Source organism: Amycolatopsis thermophila, assembly GCF_030814215.1.
Taxonomy (GTDB): Bacteria; Actinomycetota; Actinomycetes; order Mycobacteriales; family Pseudonocardiaceae; genus Amycolatopsis_E; species Amycolatopsis_E thermophila.
In genome coordinates this window covers 1,938,072-1,954,988 of record NZ_JAUSUT010000001.1, presented here as the reverse complement: position 1 = coordinate 1,954,988, position 16,917 = coordinate 1,938,072, and the positions used below count along the sequence as shown (strand labels likewise).

Sequence of the window (16,917 nt, the reverse complement as noted above, 5' to 3'; positions counted from 1 at the left end):
GCATCAGCGGGGCCCTCCGGCGTGCTCGACGTAGATCGGGGCGTCGTCGCTCTCAGTGCGCTCGTCGAGGGCGGCGCGGAGGACAGGGATGAAGCAGAAGAGGCACACCTCGGCCTCGTCCTGCTCGTGCTGGAAGCCCGGGCCGGGGCGCCGGGTGATGCGGAACTCGGTGATGCGAGGCTGGTCCGGGCACCACTCGCAGTCGGCGTGGACGAAGTGGGGGTCGTAGCCGAGCGTCGCGCCCATCGCCTCCAGGGCGGCGGCGAGTTCGCTCGTCGCGGTGTCAGTGGGCTTGTAAGCTGTGGTCATCGGTTTCCCTTCGGGGAAGTCGTCTCCCAGAGCCCTCGCCGTCGGTTTGGTCGCTGTGCGGCGGGGGCTCTCTGTTGCGTGGCTGGTGTTCATGCGGTGGCCGAGATCTCGAACAGGTCCTCGAACCTGAGTTCGGGGAAGGCCACGAGCGCGCCCGCGATGAAGCGCGGGCCCGGCTCGATCTGCCCGGCCCGGACCCGGACGACCGTCGAGCGGGCGACGCCCATCGCCCGAGCGAGCGCGTAGTCCGACGGGAAGTGCTTGAGCCGGATGGCCTTGTCCAGTTCCCCGGGACGGAGCTTGATCGTGTGCAGCGGGATCACCTCGTTCGTTCTGCGGAACGCTGTGCTGTCCGCGTACGCAACAGTACAGTCAGCGTGTGCGTGCGCGCAACAATGTTCCGTGGAGGCATCTAGCGGCGTGTTGCTCCTGCGCGCGGCCTACTTACACGCTTGTAGTTCGTCGACCTGGACACATGCCTGATGCTCCGGCGTGACAATGTTGCGTCTGAGCACGTAACATCGGCGCCTATGGAACAGGGCCTTCCCACCTGGTCTTCGTACGTGCAAACCCTGCTGGACGAGCGCGGCTGGTCCGGGGTCGACTTCGAGAAGCACTCGGGCATCTCCCGTACCCGCCTGGTCGACTGGCGCAAAGGCAGCGTGCCGTCGCCAGACATCGTGCGCAAGGTCGCGGAGACCGCCGGCAAGCCCGTCATTCAGGCCTACGTCGCGGCCGGCTACCTCACAGCCGAAGAGGCGCACCAGCGCGCCGCGGCGCCCATCGACCTATCCCGTCTCACCGACGACCAGCTCCTCGCCGAGATACGGCGCCGCATGGCTGCGGCCGACACGGGGCGCACGCTCAGTCGCGCCGAGGTCGAGGATGAGCCGGGCCGGTTCACCACCGGCCGCCCGAAGCGGGGAACGAGCGCGGCGAAGCGCTAAGACGTGCCGGGTGTCGGGGCGTGACGCGAAGATCCACAAGTTACCGGCGAGGTTGGGCTGGCTGAGTGATCTATACAGTGTTCAGCTAACGCTGCGGCCTGTGTGTTCGAAATCTGAAATATGTCCGACGAGATCCGTGACCTCCTCATGGCGGTCCTGCACCGGGAAGGCCACATCACCCTGGTCCGCGCCCCCATCGAGCACTACGAAGCCGCCTACGACGCCCACACCCAAACCCTCCGGATCGACCCCGAGGCCGACCCCATCCCTGCGATGATCGACGTCCTCCGGGATGTGGTGTACGGGCCCGCCGAGCGGCGACTCGTCGGACTCGCCGGCGACGGCGGAGACGTCACTGCGTGCGGGCTCGTCCCGGCACCGGCGACCGACGAGGACCAGCGCCGCCGCCCGCGGCTCGTGAGCGTGCCGAACCCGACGGTGTGAAGCGCGGACGCAAGATCAACAGCTGTACGCTCAATTCGAGCACTTGCGCTTGTTGATATCCTGCAAAGACGCAGGCGAGCACAGCGCTCAATGCCGTTCAGCTTGAAAGCGAGCGTCGGGAAACCGACCGGGGGTTCAAATCCCTCCGCTTCCGCGTCTCTGAAGAGGCAATATGCCGGGCGAGGCATAAGTCCTCGCCCGGCTTGGCTCTCGACGGTTGCAGTAGCCGCTGAGCCGGCCGACACGGCTACGCGAGCCCCCCAGTCGTGGCCCGTTGAGCACGCGGCCGTCGGTTAGATCCACGAGAATCTCTTCTGCGGAGTCTCGTAGGTCGTAGCCGGTGCAGTGGATGCCGTCAGCGGTCACCTCCTGCACGCGAAGGTTGTCGAGAACCAGCCGGGGAGACGGCCACGCGATGCCGCCCGGTCCTATGGCGACGATGTTGGTGAACGAGACGAGCAAGAGCAGCGAGAGACCCGCAGTACCAGAGGAGGACCCTGGCCGGCGGAAACGTCGGGGACAAGCTCCCCGTTCCGCTCGAAGTTGAACGCAGGAGCTGACCACACGCCAGCCGGTGGAAACTCCGGATTGACCTCGGTTTGGTAGGCGCTGCTGACCCCAGGTGGTGCAGCCCCCAAGTGAGATCACTCATGACCGCATTGTGCCGTGTTACAGACCGCACCTGTTCGCGCTGCGGCGACGAACACGGGTACGTGATTCAGAATGCCACCTGTTGGCTGGGCTGCCGCGATCGGTGCTCCGCACGGTGCTTCCGCGTCTGCCAACAGGCATATGCCGGGCGAGACGAATGCACTTGTCCGGCTTATCGCCGCGATGTTTGCAAATGGGTCGCTGAAAGCGGATGTCACGGTTACGCGCGATGATCCCGCGGCGGCCCGCTGAGTACGCGGCCGTCGGTCAGGGTCACGTAGTCGGGTCACGGCGGGCCGGCCCGCTCACTGCGCTGCGCGCCAGAGCAGCGCGACGCCGTGGCCGGGGAGCAGCCAGGACCGCACGTCCAGATCACTCAGTTCCTCCGGTTTGAGCCACCGCGCCGAGGCGGTGTTCGACCGGAACGTGAACGGCACGACGCGGAACTCGTAGGCGCCGCCGCCCTCGAGGTCCAGTCCCTTCGCCGACATCGAGATCCGCTCGACGTAACACGGGTACGACGCCTGCCAGTAGCAGTAACCGTCGTCGATGCGCTGCAGCGCCGTCGCCCGCAGGGACAGCCGCTCGATGGCGCTCACCGTGTGGTCCTCGCCCGCGATGTCGGACAGGTCGCATTCGAAGATGCGCAGGTCGGACAGGTAGTCGAGCGTGTTCTGGCGGGGGAGCGGGCCCAGGTCGGTGCGGAAGAACGTCAGGTAGTCCGCCCACTGCTGGTACTTGACCTCGCGCAGTTCGACCTTCCCGGACGCCGCCACGTGGTGCCGGCCCACGTGGTCGAGGTAGTCGATGCTGATGCGCACCGACGGCAGCATGTCCTCGACCGAGCTTTCGAACAGCGAGCTGTCGGGCACGAACCACGTTTCGAACAGGGGGAGCTGGCAGCCGGCGCTGATCGAATCCCGCAGCAGCGCGTTGCACGTCGCGAAGATGATGAACCGGTCGACCGGCACGTTCTTCTTGAAGCTGTAGGTGGCGGCCGTCGTCAGGTGATAGATCTCGTGGTCCACCGCGCTCAGCTCGAACGTGACACCGGTGTGCGTGCTGATGGTGAGGTCGCCGCCGTACGGGCGCAGGCCTTCGCCGCCCAGCACACCGGTCACCACGTCGCGGTTGGCCTCGTTGTCGCCGTAGATGGACTGCAGGAACGTCTCCATCACCTGCTGCGGGAGCAGCGCTTCGACGATCCGCGGCCCGGAGATGCGGGCCAGTTCGGTCACCAGCCGCGGGTGCACGAACAGCTCGTAGCCGCCGATCCCGCACCCGACCACGATGACCAGCGGGAACACCGCTTCGAGCACGTCGTGCAGCGCGGTCGGCCACCCCGGCCGCGCCCGCCACGACACGACCGTGATCAGGGCGGCGACGCCCACGACGACGAGGACGAACGCGGTGCGGAGGACGCCGGTGCGGGGTTTCGGGCGCGCATCACCACCAGGCCGCGGTTGTTCCCCAGCTGTCACAGCCTCTCCGCCCGGTCCGAGAGAAACCATGATCGACGGAGAGGCTGTTCGGGCGAAAGCGGCCGATAGGCTTAATTCACTCGCGGCGCCAGTGCGGCTCGTCCTCCAGCGCGTAGGTGGTGAGGGTCGCCCGCTCGCCGGCCGGCGTCCCGGTCTGCGCGGCCAGGTCGTTGTACAGGCCGAGCAGGTGCGTGGCCATCGCCGCGCGGGCGCCTCCCTCGTCGCGCCGCTTGAGGAACCACGTCACCTGGTTGTGGTCGTTCGCCGACCGGACGTGCACCTCGGAGGTGCTGTAACTGTTGCGCCGGTACCCCCGAAGCTGGGGCACGAGCGACCGGTACAGCTGGTCCAGCAGCTCGTTGTGGCTCGCCCGCACCACCGCCGCGTGGAAGTCCTCGTCGGTCTGCAGCAGCTCGTCCTTGTCGTCGATGGACGCGGACTGGTGCAGTTTCGCCAGCTTCGCGATGTCGTCCAGCTCGCCCTGCGTCGCGCGCGTCGCGGCGAGGCTCGCCGCCGTCGTCTCCAACGCGATCCGGACCTCCATCAGGTCCGCGTCGCCGACGCGGCGGTCGAACACCAGCGGCTCGTCGTGCTCGGAGAGGTCGGTCGACCGGACGTACCAGCCGCGGCCCCGCATCACCTCGACCACGCCCTGGAGCTGCAGCCGCTGCAACGCGGTGCGCAGCGAACTGCGCGCCACCGCCATCCGCTGGGCGAGCTCCGGTTCCGTGGGCAGGCGGTCGCCGGCCTTGAACTTGCCGCTCTTGATGAGCGACCTGATCTTGTCCTCGATCAGTTCGGGCAGCGGCTTGCGCGTGTTCGGTGAGAGAGCCCAGCTCTCGTCATCCATCGTCAACCTCTCGCAAAGCTCCTAGGCGGTCCCCGAGCTTCGGAAAACCATAACGCCAGCTGATGCCTGACGCAAGTTGTCTGTCAACATTCGTCACTTGACAGACAACCGACGACACGAGATCCTACCGGTGCCGACAACGGGTGAGCGGCCGGGCCACCAGCCCGGCATCCACCCAGGCCAGTGAGGAGGTGTCGTCGTGACCTCGGAATCTCTGTTCGCTGTGATCTTCTTGGTAGCTCTTGCGGTGACCATCATCGGGTGGCGGACCGTCATCGTGATGACCCTGACCGCGGGGTTCGTCCTGGCGATTCTGGGCGTGGTCGAGGTCGTCTCGGTCCTCGGCGCAGGCGCCTAGGGGCGGACGAGGGGGCGGTTTGCGTCTGTTGTCTGACAGCCGCCCCCGGATGTGAGGGACCCGCCACCGAGTTGTACTCTCGCGCGGTCCATGGCGGTTCCCTGCTAGCGGAAGCCACGCGTTTCGGATGTACTCCAGACCTGCCTGGCCCGATGCCACGGCCGTGCACGCGGCACTGGCGCCCGCCCACGCGGTCATCGAGGAGCGCCGGGCGCTGTACCGGATGGCGCTGGAGCTCCTCGCGCCGGGCCACGAGCAGGTCGCTCCGTCCCAGCTCGACAATCCCCTGTTCCGGTTCCGGATCGGCGAGGCGCTGGCCGGGCGCCTGCCCTTCGCCGCGGCCGACGACGACCTCGACGCCGTCGTCACCGATCTGCCCGCGGGGCCGGCCCGGCTCCGCGTCGCCACCGGCGCCGGCGCCCACGACCTGCTGGCCGGCGCCCTACGCGTCATCCACGCGCAGAGCCTGTCCACCCGGCGGCCCCCGCGGCCGTTGACCGGGGACGACGAGGTCGTGGCGACCGTCGCCGCGGGCGTGCGCAAGGTGCGCGAGGTCAGCCCGGACCTGGCCGACGACCTGCTGCCGCACGTCGGTCTGCTGGTGGTCCTCGACCCGGAGACGTCGGGCGGGCTGGTTTCGGCGTCGTCGCGGCTCTTCCCGGGGCTCATCCTGATGGATCGGCCCGCCTCGCCCTACGACGTCGCCGAGGCGATCGTCCACGAGGGCGCCCACGTCAAGCTGTTCGACTTCGCCATCACGCGCGACTTCCTCGGTGCCGACGTCGCCGAGGGGCGCGTGTTCCGGCCGTCCTGGTCGTCCGCGGTGTGGCCGGTGGAACAGGTCATGGCCGCGTTCCACGCCTACACCTGCCTCGCGCAGTTCGGCGAGGATGTGGCGCGGCGCGGGGAAACGGCGCAACTCGGCCCGGACTCCCTGCTGTCCCGCGCCCGCGAACGCGCCACCGAGATCGGCGCCTGGCTCCTCGGTGAAGAGGACGCGCTGGAAATCGACGCCAAGTGGCTCCTGCACGCCTTGATGTCCGACGAAAGTGGACCCGAACCACCGTCGCGCGTCACCCGTCCGGTGCTTTCCGGTCGCTACACGCTGGATCCGTTGCTGCGGATAGCCCGGGTGGAGGCCACCGGGCGGGTGCTCGCCGGCCGTCCCGGAAACCCACCGGAACTCCATTGGCTGGACGGTGAAGCGGCCGAAATCGTGCTGAGGCTGAGCCGTGCGCCCGCTGGGCACACCCCCGGGGAAATCGGTGCCGGACGAGCGGACGTCCTCGCCGCGCTGGTGGACGCCACCTTGGTGCGTGCCACCCGGCGCACCGGAGTACCGTCCTCTTCGGACGGAACATTACGTCGGAAAGGAACCTGATGTCAGCCCAGTGGGACCCTCGCCGGAGGAACGACGACCGGCCCGGCGAAACGACGGTGCCCCGACCGGAGAACGGAACTGTGTTCCCGCATTCCGGCCTCGCCCGTCAGCCTCATGGTCAGCCGATCACGCGGGTGGACTTCTTCCGGCGCATGCCGACCGGGGGTACCGCCTACCTCAAGCCCGCCGACTCCACCGACGACTGAACGGCCGGGCTCGTCATTGCCTGGCGAGCCCGCAGCCACGCCGAAACCGTCAGACGCTTCCGTTCGCCATCGCCTCGCAGCTGCGCAGCACCACCGCCGCGGCTCGGCGCTCCCGGGCGCTCAGTTCCGGGTTCTCCGCGTGGTCCCGCCACCGCCGCACGGCGAGCAGCACCGGGTCCGCCCCCAGCCGCTCCGCGCGTGACGTGCCCGTGGCCCCGATCAACCGCAGTGCCTCCGACTTCACCTCCGCCGGGAAGACCGTCCGGCCCGTGCGCAGCGCGGCCGTCAGCCGCAGCTCCCGGAAGTCGTGCGCGCCGGCCAGCAACCGTTCCAGCTCCGTCGCCAGTGGTGCCGCGGCCGGCCGCGGTTCCATGCGCAGCACGACTTCCAGCCCGATCAACGCCGAACGCGCCTTGAGGACTTCCCGCCGCGCCGCGAAGTACCCGTCGATCGCGTCGCGCAAGTCGGTCAGGCCACTGCGGGGAACCAGCTGACCGGCCAGCGCGGGCAGCGTGTTCGCGCCGCGGCGGATGAGCGTCAGCGCCAGCCGCACGCCGAACAGCCCGAAGCGCTCGATCAGCGCGGCCCGGCCGGCCGCGGCCACCGGCGCGGGAAAGTCCTCCGCCACGAACCGGTCCGCCGACAGCAGCCGCGGCTCCAGCTCCTCGCGCGGCACGCCCGCGAGCGCGCCCAGCGCCTGGAACTCCGCCTCGGTCAGCGTGCGCCCGGCCGCGGCGAGCAGCCCGGCCACGGGCACGACGTCCTGGCACAGTCGCTCGACCTCGGGCGCGACCCGGTACCGGCGGGCGACCTGGCGCGCCGAGATCACCGCGTCGACCCGGCCGCCGCCCAGTTCGTCGGCCCTGGACAACACGACGAGCGCGTTCACCGCCGCCGCGCGGGCCACCGGGTGGTCCTGCAGCGTGTGCAGGAATTCCAGGTTCGCCTCCGACGGGCGCCGCACGAGGTACAGGACCGCGTCGGCGTCCATGCAGATGCCCTCGATCGTGCTGGGCGCCGCGCCGCCGTCGATCGCCGGCGTGTCCATCAGCATCAGCTCGTCCGGTGAGCGGCCCGGTGACGTGCGGAACCACGTCATCTCGCCCTGCCCCGGCTCCCCGGCGAGCGCGGTGACGAGCGTCGTCCGGCCGGACCCCTGCGGGCCCACGACCGCCAGCCGCAGCGGGTCGTCGAACCTCGTCAGCTGGCGCTGCAGCCAGCTCGTCGCCCGCGGGCTGTCCTGGTAGACGTCGACGGCCTCCTGCAGCACCGCCCGCGTCGTCGCGGCCAGGCTCACGCCGTGATCCCCCGCTGCGTCGGCAACTGCGCCGGCGCGGCCAGCGCCTGCGCGCGGCGGCGGAGCGCGTTCAGCTCGTCCATCATCCGCCGGATCTCGTTGGCCCGGACGGTCCGCCGGGTCGTGTCGTCGTCGATGGCCTGCTTGTACGTCTTCGCGGTCTCGGTGATCTCGCCGCGCAGTTCGTCGGCGATCGCGTTGAGCCGGTCGCGCAGCGCGCGATGGATCTGCCGCGCGGTGTCCTTGCTGTGCTTGCCGTAGCGCAGGAAGAAGTCGTCGACGTACCGGTGGGCGGCGGTCTTCGCGGAGTGCTGGCGCCGCTTGAGCCGGTTGCCGCGCTCCTCGAACACGCTCTTCGCGCCGAACGCCGCGCCGGCGCCGAGGGAGATCGGGTTGATCAGCGGCAGCCCCGCGATCGTCGTCGCGAGACCGAACATCAGCAGGCCGCTGTAGGACCCGCGCATGCCAATGAACAGCTTCTGCCCGACGCTGAACCGTTCCACGCGCGGCATCCGCAGATCGCCGACGGCGTCACCGGGCACCTCGCGCGGCAGCGAGTCGGGGAGCGCGTCCTCGCGGTGCGGGGCGACCTGCCGCGCGATCTTGCGGGCGATCCACTCGAACCGGTCGAGCAGCCACTCGGAGTTGGTCTCGGCGACCGCGGTCAGGTTCTCCCGCAGCCACTCCTCGAACTCGGTCCACGTCTTCGCGGGGTCGGCGGTCTCGAAGTACTCGTCGACCTCGACGAGGATCTTGCGCGTGCGGTCGCGCAGGTCGAACTCGACGTCGGAGATCAGGTCGGACACCTCGTCGGACAGCAGCGTCTGCCAGCGGCTCGCATCGCGCTGCAGCTTCTCCAGGCGGCGCCCGGCGGCCTTCCAGCGCGCGACGGTGTCGCCGTTGTCCGGTTGCTGCGTCGCGGCGAACTCCTCGTGCAGCTCGTTCTGCAGCACCTCGACGGTCGTCGTGCTCAGCGCGGCGACCGAGCGGCGGGCGAGCAGGTCCGACTGACCCGGCAGGTCGCGGTGCAGGCACTTCACCAGCTCACCGAACCCGGACTCGGCGTTGAGTGCCTGATCACCGGTGCGCGCGGCGGCCAGCCGCAGAGCCGCGGACACCGGGACCAGGGACGCCATCAGCCCGCGTTGGTCGAGGCGCGCGCGGTTGCGCTGGGCCACCGCGCGCCAGCCGGGCACGAGGTCGATCTTGGTGAGCACCACCAGCACCGTCGGGCACAGCCGGATGACCTGCTCGAGCAGCCGGATCTCGGACGCGGACAGCTCGCTGGTGGCGTCGGTCGCCATCAGCACCGCGTCGGCCGAGTCGACGGTCTCCATGGCGGCCTTCGGCGGTGTGTCGACCAGCGCCAGCCCGCCGGACAGGAGGGCGCGCGGGAGGCCGATCTCCGCGCGGACGATCGGTGGCCCGCTCACCGCGGTCGCGTCCCGGTTGGCCCGGCTCGTGACCGATTCGACGGCGACCGGCTCCCGGCCGGGGCCTTCGATCGCCCGCGCGCCGGCCGTCACGACGGTCGCGGTCGGGCTCTCGGCGTGCGAGACGACGGCCGGGACGGCGGTCGTGGCGTCCTCGCCCACGGCACACACTGGCGCGTTGACCAGGGCGTTCACCAGCTGGCTCTTGCCCTGGCCGGTCTCGCCGATGACGACCACCCGCAGCTTCTCGTCGAGCAGCTGCGCTCTGCGTCTGCGGATCCGCTCCACGAGGTCAGGACGCCGTTGGGTGGCGCAGACGTGGGCGGTGTCGTCCAGTACGTCGAGCCAGGGCGGTGCAAGCACGCGGAGGAGTGTGCCGTGTCGTGACCAAAACGTGAAGCGGCGGGGTCCGTTCTGAGACGAACCCCGCCGCTTCATCGGTGAGCGGTAGCCGCGCCGTTGCGGCTACCGGTCAGTGACCCAGGGGAAGGTCACCAGGCAGGTTGCCGAGGTCAGCGGCCTCGGGCAGCGGCGCGTGGTTGAGCGGGCCGATGGTGTCGGTCAGCGGGCTGTCGGTCACCGACACGACCTCCTTGACCGGGTCCGTCGACAGCGCGTGCTCGACGTGGTGGGTGACCTCGGGCAGCGGGTTGGCGATCGGCAGGTGCGGCAGGCCCTGCGGCAGGTCCGCGTGGCCGTGCACCGGCAGGTCCGCGGGGGCCGCGGCCGGGATCTCGGCCGGCACGTCGGCCGGCAGCACCGCGGGGACACCCGGGGCGGCCGGCAGGTCCGAGCCCAGGTCAGCGGCCAGGTGCCCACCGTCGGACACCGCGGTGCCGGCCTGCGCACCGGCGTCGGCCACCTGCTGGCCGAGCAGCGGGTTGCCCTCGGTCAGGTACTCGCCCAGCGTGGCCGAGCCCTGCGCGATCTTGCCGCCGATCAGGTCACCGCCGATGGAGACGTAGTCGGCGATCGGACCCGCGGCGGGCTCCGAGCGGCCCAGGACGTGCGAGTCGAGCGAACCGGCCAGGTCACCGGCCTCGTCGAAGCTCGGGACGTCGGCGGGCAGGCCGTCGAAGCCGAGGGTGTAGGTGCCCAGCGGCGAGGCGCTGCGGGCACCGGCGAGGACGGCGTCGTCGTCGGCGGTCAGGCCGGACTGCGCGGCGGCGTAGTCGTTCGCGACGGCGAAGCCACCGGTGAAGCCCTCCGTGCTGCCCGTGGCGCTGCCGACGAACGAGCCGGCCGGGCTGGCGGCGGTGCCGGCGGCACCCGCACCGTCCTCGGTGGCGGCGACCGCGCCGGCACCCTCCGCCAGCTCACCTTCGTAGGTGACGGTGCCGGCGTAGCCCTCGGCGGAGCCCTCGCTCGCGGTGTCGAAGCGGCCGACGCCCGGAACGTCCAGGTCGGGGGCGGTGAACGGCGCGTCGCCCAGCGAGGGCGCGGCCACCGGCAGCGAGCCCAGGTCGTCGAAGTCGACCGGCAGGCCGCTGGTGTCCGGCACGTCACCGAGGCCGAGGGCCTCGGTGACGCCGGTCACGGCGCCGGTGTCGACGGGCAGGGCGCTCGTGTCGACGGGCAGGGCGCTCGTGTCGACGGGCAGGCCGGTCAGCTCGCTCGGCACGTCCGCGCGCTCGGTGCTGACGGTCGGCAGCGACGGCAGCTCACCCAGCGCGGGCGGCTCGACCGGGAGGCCGGGCAGCGCGCCACCCAGGCCCTCCACCTCGGGCAGCGAGACGGGCAGCTCGCCCACCTCGGGGGCGTCGACCGGCAGGGCGTCGACGGGGAGCGCGTCCACCGGCAGGGCGTCCACCGGGAGGTCGGCGCGGGGCAGGTCGGCCGGGACGGCGGGGGGCTCGAGGGGCAGGTCACTCAGCGCGGGCACCTGGACCGGGATGTCGCTCAGCTCCGGCAGCGTGACCGGCAGCTCGGCCGAGTCCAGCGGCAGCTCGCCGAGCGGGAGGTTGTCGACCGGCAGCGCGTTGACCGGCAGGTCCTGGCGGGCGACGTCCAGCGGGAGGGCGTCGGTGGCCGGCAGGTCGAGCGGCAGGTCGCCGAGCTGGGGCAGCGCCACCGGCAGGTCACCCAGCTCCGGCAGGACGTGGGCGTTCGGGCCGCCGAGCAGCTCGCCGGCCAGCGGCAGCGAGGAGGTGGAGACCGTCGGGTCCAGGGGCAGGTCGGCGCGGGCCGGTACGTCCACCGGCAGCGCGTCGGCGACGCCGGCCACGGCCTGCAGCTGGGCGATGGCGCCCTGCAGGCCGGTCACGCCGGCGTCCAGCGGCAGCGCGGACAGGGCGTCGGCCAGCGGCGCGGGCGCGTAGTCGGCGACCAGCGGAGCGACCTCCTGGATGTCCTGCGGCGTGACGTCGCTCAAGCCGGCGGCGGCGAGCGCGCTGGTCGGGTCGGCGGCGAACGCGGACCGGGCAGCCTCGTCGTTCAGCAGGTTCAGCACGAACTCGTGCAGGTTCTGGGCGGGGAGAGACAAGAAAATCTCCGCGGGATCTCGGGGGTCGGAAACGGACAAGGCGCCCAGGGTGCACCGCAGGACGCCTAGGCAGAAGCTAGTGACCATTCCGTTACCCGGCATCGGGGATCACGCCGCAACCTTCGACGGGGTGATCGGGGCCACCGGTTAGGGGATTAGGGGATGTGACCCCAACGGGCGACTTTGGTACGAAGGGGCGACCCCGTGAGTGAGGATTCCACACCTATGCGTCACGTCCTCGGCATCGACATCGGCAGCACCGGCATCGCTGCCGCCGTGTGCCGTGACGTGGGCGAACGCTGGTCCGAGCCGGTGGTCGTGCCGCCCGTGGAGGCGGTGGTGCATGTCGCGGGCGATGCCACGGTGTCGGTCGGCGCGGAGGCGCTGCGGCAGTCGGTGACCGAACCGGACCGGGTCGCCCGCGGTTTCGTGCGCCGCATCGGCGACGACGTTCCGTTCCTGTTGGGTGACGAGCTGTACACGCCGGAGGCGCTCACCGCGGCCGTCGCCGGGTGGGTCGTCGACCAGGTCGCCGCGGACGAGGGCGAACCCGCCGAACGCATCGCCGTGACCCATCCGCCGTCGTGGGGCGTGTACCGGCGCAAGCTGCTGCTCGACGCCCTCGGCGCGGCCGGGCTGCCGCCCGCGATGCTCCTGCCGGCCCCGGTCGCCGCCGCCGAGGGGCACCTCGCACGCGAGCGGGTCGACCCGCAGACCGTGCTCGGGGTGTGCCGGATCGGGGGCGAGCACGCCGATCTCGCCGTGCTCCGCCGGGGACCGTCCACGTTCGACCTCGTCACGCACGCCGAGCCGGCCGAGCCCGCGGCCGGGAAGGTGCTCGACGACCTGCTGTTCGACCACGTCCGCGAGCGGTGCGGCGACGTGGCGCCCTCGGCGCTGCGGCTGGTGTGCACCGAAGCGAAGGAACGGTTGTCCACGCTGCCCGAAACAGACCTCGGGCCGGTGCGGGTGACCCGCGCCGAGTTCGAGCGCCTGGTCCGGCCGGCCCTGCTCGCGACGCTCGAGCCGCTGCGCCGGTACGAGCGGCTGAACGGGGTCCTGCTGGTCGGCGGCACGGCCGCGGTCCCGCTGGTGGCCCACCTGGTCGCCGAGCTGACCGGTTGCCGGGTCGTCACCGAGCCCGAACCGGCCACTGCGGTCGCCCGCGGCGCGGCGCTGGTCGCGCGGCTCGCGGAAGGTGCGGCGGTGGAATCCACCGCGCTCGTGCCGAAGGTGACCGGCTTCCCCGACCTCGAACCCGACGACCTGTACGACGACGAACCCGTTCCGCCGCGGCCGCCGGTCGTGCTGACCCCGCTCGAACCGCCCCGCCGCCGGTTCGTGCCCTCCCGCCGCGGCGGCTCCCGAAGCGAGGACGACGAGTGATCCTGCTGGACGAACCCACCGAGCGGGTCTGCGCGGCGATCAAATCCGGTCAGCTCGCGCCGGTCCGCCTCGCGATCGTGGCCCCCGGCGGCTACGGCAAGACCGCCGTGCTCGACCACCTCGCCGGCGCGCCCGGGGTGCGGCTGGTCGACGACGCCCACCTGCTCGGCGAGGCCGAACTGTCCGACGTGGCCGGTCACCTCGACGACGACACCGCCGGGCTGGTCATCGCGGCGCGCCCGCACCCCCGGCCCGCCGGGCTGAACCAGGTGCTCGGCAGGCTGAAGGGACAGCTCGTGCTGCGGCCGTTCGACCGGCTGCGGACCGAAGCGTTCCTGGCCAGGGCCGGGCGGCCGCTGCAGGTCGAGGCCGTGCAGTCGCAGACCGGGGGCGTGCCGGGGTTCGTGCGGCTGCTGGCCGGGGGCGACGGCGAGCTGGTCGCCGCGTTCCGTCACGAGCTGGACCAGACGGGCGAGGACTCGCTGTGCTACCTGCTGGCGGTCGAGGCCGGGGCCGACCCGGACCTGCTCGCGGCAATGAACCTGCCGGCGTCCACCGCGGAAGCCGTGCGCGCCACCGGGTTCCTCGGCCCGGACGGCCGGCTGCTGCCGGTCGCCGCGCGTGCCCTGCGTGAGCTGGTGCCCGCCGACCGGCGGATCGCGTTGCGGCTGCGGCTGATCCGGCGGCAGCTCGAGCGCGGCGGGCCGGTGCTGAGCCTGGTCCGGCCGCTGATCGGGACCGGGGTGACCGGGGCGGACGTGGCGTCCGCGTTCGAGGTCGCCGCGGCGGAGGCGGCCGGTGAGCCGGCCCTGGCCGCGCGGTTGTACGAGGCGGCGGTGCGGGCCGGGCGGCCCACGGCCGCGGTCGGCTCCCGCTGGGCCGAGGCGGTCGCGCGCGCCGGGGACTTCGACACCGCGCTGCAGCTGGCGGACGAGGTGATCGCCTCCGACGACGCCCCGGACCGGGCGGAAGGCGCGCAGGTCGCGGGTGCGGCGCTGGCGCACCGCGGTCAGCTGGCGCGTAGCGCGGAGCTGTTCCAGTGGTCGGACACGGCGGCGGCCCGGTGCTTCGCGGTGATCGGGCTGACCGGGTCCGGGCGGCTCGCCGAGGCCGAGAAGCTGTTCGCGAAGTCCGGTGTGGACGGTCCACCGACCCTGCTGGCCGGTGCGGTGTCCTCGGCGGCGCAGGGTGTCCTGGAGTCGGTGACCGGTCAGCCGACGGTCGCACTGTCCACTTTGATCCGGTCGGCGGAGATGCTGGAGCCGGTGTCGGACCGCGTGCTGCTGCCGGACAGCCCGGCCGCGCTCGGCGCACTGGTGGCGTTGCACTCGGGTGAGGCCGCGATCGCCGAGCCGCTGCTCGAGCGAGCGGTCTCGTCGGGTGTGCTGGTGCCGCGGCACCGGCTGCTGCTGGCGTGGATCGCGATGCTGCGCGGGGACGAGGAGGGCGCGAACACGCAGCTGCGCTCCGCGGGGGAGCAGTTGTCGCCGCGGGACTGGCTGTTCGCGGTCGGGCTGCGCGTGGGGCTGGCGCGCCGGGCGAGCGACCTGGCGGGACTGCGGCGGATCTGGCTGCAGGCCCGCGAAGCGGTGGTGCGCCACCCGGTCGACCTGTTCACCTTCCTGCCGTTCGGCGAGTTCGAGGTGGCCGCGGCGCGGCTCGGCGAGCGGGACCGGCTGGCGCCCCACCTGCACCAGGCGCGGGAGTTGCTGGCCGGCCTGGGCGATCCGCCTTTGTGGGCGAGTGCGTTGCACTGGAGCGGGCTGCACGCGGCGGTGATCGCCGAGCAGCCGGAGGAGGCGGCGTCGCACGCTGCCGCGCTCGCGGAGGCGGCTTCGGCGGGCCCGTACTTCGCGACGATCGCCCGTGCGGCCGGGTGCTGGCTGAAGGTGCTGGGCGGTGAGGTCGACGGGGCCGAGGTCGAGGCGGCGGCGCGGGACCTGCACGGGGTTGGCCTGTGCTGGGACGGGGCGCGGCTGGCGGGGCAGGCGGCGATCCGGACGTCGGACCGCAAGGCGATGGTGTCCCTGCTGGACTGCGCCCGTGTGCTCCAGGGCAGGCCGGGCCGGGAAGCGGTGGAGCACACGGGCGGTGTGCGGTTGAGCGAGCGGGAGCGGCAGGTCGCGGAGCTGGTGGTCGCCGGGCTGACGTACAAGCAGATCGGCGACCGGCTGTTCATCTCGGCGAAGACGGTCGAGCACCACATGGCGCGGATGCGGCAACGGCTGGGCGCCTCCAGCCGCGGCGAGCTGCTGGCTGAGCTGCGGGAGATCGTGCAGGTGGCGTCCTAGCGGACGACCTGGACGGTGTCCCCGGCCGAGAGCGTGCTGAAGAACTTCTGCGACGCGGCGGTCGACAGGTGGATGCAGCCGTGCGAGTACTTGGACAGGCTGCCCTGGTGGAAGGCGATGCCGGGCTGGAAGAAGACCGAGTTCGGCATGGGGGCGTCGAACTCGCGGCTGTGGTAGTCCTTGACCTTGCCGGAGACGCTGAAGGTGCCGACCGGGGTCGGGTTGCTGGGCATGCCGGGCATGATCTGGACCGGGCCGTAGACGACCTTGCCGTCCCGCAGGAGCCACGCCTTGCGCGCCGAGAGGTCGACGCACGCGTCGACGGTGGCGGCGCAGGGGACGCCGGTGGGAGCCTGGGCCTTGGTGGTCGTCGTCGTGGTGGTCTTCTTCTTCGTGGTGGTCTTGGGGGTCGTCGGCGAGGTCGTGGTGCTGCTGGTCGGCGTCGAGGCCGGGGTGCTGCTGCTGGTGGTGGCCACCGCCGGCGGGGGCGAGGTGGTCGTGCCGGGAGCGGCGGTGGTCGCGGCGATCTGCTGCACGTCCGCGGCCTGCTCGGTGCCGCCGCCGCACGCCGTGAGCACCAGAGCGGTCGCCACGGCGGCCACACTCAGTACGATCTTCTTCACGCCCACGTGGGTCCCCCAGGTTCGAATGATCCCTACCTGGCGATAGACGTTGCCGGGGGCGCCGGGGTTGAGCCCGCACAGGTCACGATCTTGTTGCACCGGGGTTCGGGGTGCGTTCGGGTCGGGTTTGGCTGGGTGCCTCGGGGGTTCGCGGCTGCCCGGCTGCCCGGTTCCCGGTTGCCCGGCTGCCGGCTGCCGGGTTGCCGGTTCCCGGCCGCTCGGTTCCCGATTCCTGGTTCCCGATCGCCGGGTTGCCCCGGTCGCCGGGTTGCCCCGGTTGCCCGGTTCCCGGTTGAGGGCCGGCCGTCGGGTTGAGTGCTGCTCGTCGGGCTGAGTGCCGGTCGTCGGGCTGAGTGCCGGTCGTCGGGTTGAGTGCCGGTTGGCGGCTTGGGTTGTGCTGCCTACGCGCGCGGCCCTGCCTTTTCGGCTTAGCCGCACCCGGCTCCGCTTGCTTCCCCGCGTGCCCGGCTTGGGCCCTATCCAGGCCGATGTGCGTCGTACCCCGGGCTGGCGTGCCTCGTGCTCCTACCTGGGGGCTGGCTTGCCTCTGCGCGTGCCTCGGGCTGGCTTGATTCGTGCCCGCGCCCCGCCTTGCCCACCGCCTGGCTGGCCCGCTTGCGTTGTGCCGCGTGCGCGGCTTCATTCCTGCTCTCCACCTTTGGCAGCGCTTTGCTCCAGGCCGCCCCCTGCTTCCCCGGCTCAATTCTCCCTCGCCCCACGCGTGCAACCGCTCGCCGAGCGCGCGCCTGGCGGCCCACCTCACGGCATCGGGCACGAT

The 16,917-nt window shown here is 71.8% G+C and carries 14 protein-coding genes; 6 read left to right on the top strand and 8 right to left on the bottom strand.

The window, feature by feature from the left end; genetic code table 11:
• Window positions 1-3: 3 nt before the first annotated feature.
• Together FB470_RS09595 and FB470_RS09590 are read right to left on the bottom strand one after the other, a co-directional pair.
• Window positions 4-309 (bottom strand): hypothetical protein, encoded by a 306-nt coding sequence (locus tag FB470_RS09595; RefSeq protein ID WP_306990514.1) that lies wholly within the window; start codon window positions 307-309, stop codon window positions 4-6.
• Window positions 310-398: 89 nt separating this feature from the next.
• Complete coding sequence (locus FB470_RS09590; RefSeq protein WP_306990512.1) at window positions 399-632, bottom strand: transcriptional regulator; 234 nt, start codon at window positions 630-632, stop codon at window positions 399-401.
• Window positions 633-839: 207 nt separating this feature from the next.
• Here FB470_RS09590 and FB470_RS09585 point away from each other — a divergent pair, with 207 nt between their 5' ends.
• Window positions 840-1,256, top strand: coding sequence for a helix-turn-helix domain-containing protein (locus FB470_RS09585; RefSeq protein ID WP_306990511.1), 417 nt, complete (start codon window positions 840-842; stop codon window positions 1,254-1,256).
• A 120-nt stretch (window positions 1,257-1,376) separates the two neighbouring features.
• Window positions 1,377-1,700 carry a hypothetical protein gene (locus FB470_RS09580; RefSeq protein WP_306990509.1) on the top strand — a complete coding sequence of 108 codons (324 nt, stop codon included), beginning with the start codon at window positions 1,377-1,379 and terminating at the stop codon, window positions 1,698-1,700.
• A 956-nt stretch (window positions 1,701-2,656) separates the two neighbouring features.
• On the opposite strand, the gene FB470_RS09575 is transcribed toward FB470_RS09580, so the two are convergent.
• Both FB470_RS09575 and FB470_RS09570 read right to left on the bottom strand, forming a co-directional pair.
• The gene (locus FB470_RS09575) at window positions 2,657-3,832 is read right to left on the bottom strand and encodes a hypothetical protein (RefSeq protein ID WP_306990508.1); all 1,176 of its coding nucleotides are present in this window, start codon (window positions 3,830-3,832) and stop codon (window positions 2,657-2,659) included.
• Window positions 3,833-3,908: 76 nt separating this feature from the next.
• Window positions 3,909-4,682, bottom strand: a complete 774-nt coding sequence (locus tag FB470_RS09570) for a FadR/GntR family transcriptional regulator (protein WP_306990506.1) — start codon at window positions 4,680-4,682, stop codon at window positions 3,909-3,911.
• A 199-nt stretch (window positions 4,683-4,881) separates the two neighbouring features.
• Between FB470_RS09570 and FB470_RS09565 the strand changes: the two genes are divergently transcribed.
• Both FB470_RS09565 and FB470_RS09560 read left to right on the top strand, forming a co-directional pair.
• Window positions 4,882-5,040 carry a hypothetical protein gene (locus FB470_RS09565; protein WP_306990504.1) on the top strand — a complete coding sequence of 53 codons (159 nt, stop codon included), beginning with the start codon at window positions 4,882-4,884 and terminating at the stop codon, window positions 5,038-5,040.
• A gap of 127 nt (window positions 5,041-5,167) precedes the next feature.
• On the top strand, window positions 5,168-6,421 hold the full coding sequence (locus FB470_RS09560) for an aKG-HExxH-type peptide beta-hydroxylase (protein ID WP_306990502.1): 1,254 nt from the start codon (window positions 5,168-5,170) through the stop codon (window positions 6,419-6,421).
• Between the two features lie 255 nt (window positions 6,422-6,676).
• Here the strand turns inward: FB470_RS09560 and FB470_RS09555 are convergent, their stop codons facing one another.
• The 3 genes from FB470_RS09555 to FB470_RS09545 form a co-directional block, all read right to left on the bottom strand.
• Entirely contained in the window at window positions 6,677-7,924 is a 1,248-nt protein-coding gene (locus FB470_RS09555; RefSeq protein ID WP_306990500.1) for a GTPase domain-containing protein, read from the bottom strand.
• A complete protein-coding gene (locus tag FB470_RS09550) occupies window positions 7,921-9,720 on the bottom strand; it encodes a dynamin family protein (protein WP_306990499.1) in 1,800 nt (599 codons plus the stop codon). The genes FB470_RS09555 and FB470_RS09550 overlap by 4 nt, the downstream gene beginning before the upstream one ends.
• A gap of 109 nt (window positions 9,721-9,829) precedes the next feature.
• Window positions 9,830-11,839: an IniB N-terminal domain-containing protein gene (locus tag FB470_RS09545; RefSeq protein WP_306990497.1), complete on the bottom strand. Its 2,010-nt coding sequence runs from the start codon at window positions 11,837-11,839 to the stop codon at window positions 9,830-9,832.
• 204 nt (window positions 11,840-12,043) lie between these two features.
• Here FB470_RS09545 and FB470_RS09540 point away from each other — a divergent pair, with 204 nt between their 5' ends.
• Both FB470_RS09540 and FB470_RS09535 read left to right on the top strand, forming a co-directional pair.
• Complete coding sequence (locus tag FB470_RS09540) at window positions 12,044-13,225, top strand: Hsp70 family protein (RefSeq protein WP_306990495.1); 1,182 nt, start codon at window positions 12,044-12,046, stop codon at window positions 13,223-13,225.
• On the top strand, window positions 13,222-15,516 hold the full coding sequence (locus FB470_RS09535; RefSeq protein ID WP_306990493.1) for a helix-turn-helix transcriptional regulator: 2,295 nt from the start codon (window positions 13,222-13,224) through the stop codon (window positions 15,514-15,516). Before FB470_RS09540 ends, FB470_RS09535 begins: the two co-directional genes overlap by 4 nt.
• Here the strand turns inward: FB470_RS09535 and FB470_RS09530 are convergent.
• Complete coding sequence (locus tag FB470_RS09530) at window positions 15,513-16,139, bottom strand: L,D-transpeptidase (protein ID WP_306990492.1); 627 nt, start codon at window positions 16,137-16,139, stop codon at window positions 15,513-15,515. The two genes, FB470_RS09535 and FB470_RS09530, sit on opposite strands and share 4 nt — an antisense overlap.
• Window positions 16,140-16,917: the final 778 nt, after the last annotated feature.

Excerpts from the sequence above, each read along its gene's own strand:
- FB470_RS09595 (WP_306990514.1), bottom strand. The coding sequence starts at position 309 with ATGACCACAGCTTACAAGCCCACTGACACCGCGACGAGCGAACTCGCC.
- FB470_RS09585 (WP_306990511.1), top strand. The coding sequence starts at position 840 with ATGGAACAGGGCCTTCCCACCTGGTCTTCGTACGTGCAAACCCTGCTG.
- FB470_RS09580 (WP_306990509.1), top strand. The coding sequence starts at position 1,377 with ATGTCCGACGAGATCCGTGACCTCCTCATGGCGGTCCTGCACCGGGAA.
- FB470_RS09570 (WP_306990506.1), bottom strand. The coding sequence starts at position 4,682 with ATGGATGACGAGAGCTGGGCTCTCTCACCGAACACGCGCAAGCCGCTG.
- FB470_RS09560 (WP_306990502.1), top strand. The coding sequence starts at position 5,168 with ATGTACTCCAGACCTGCCTGGCCCGATGCCACGGCCGTGCACGCGGCA.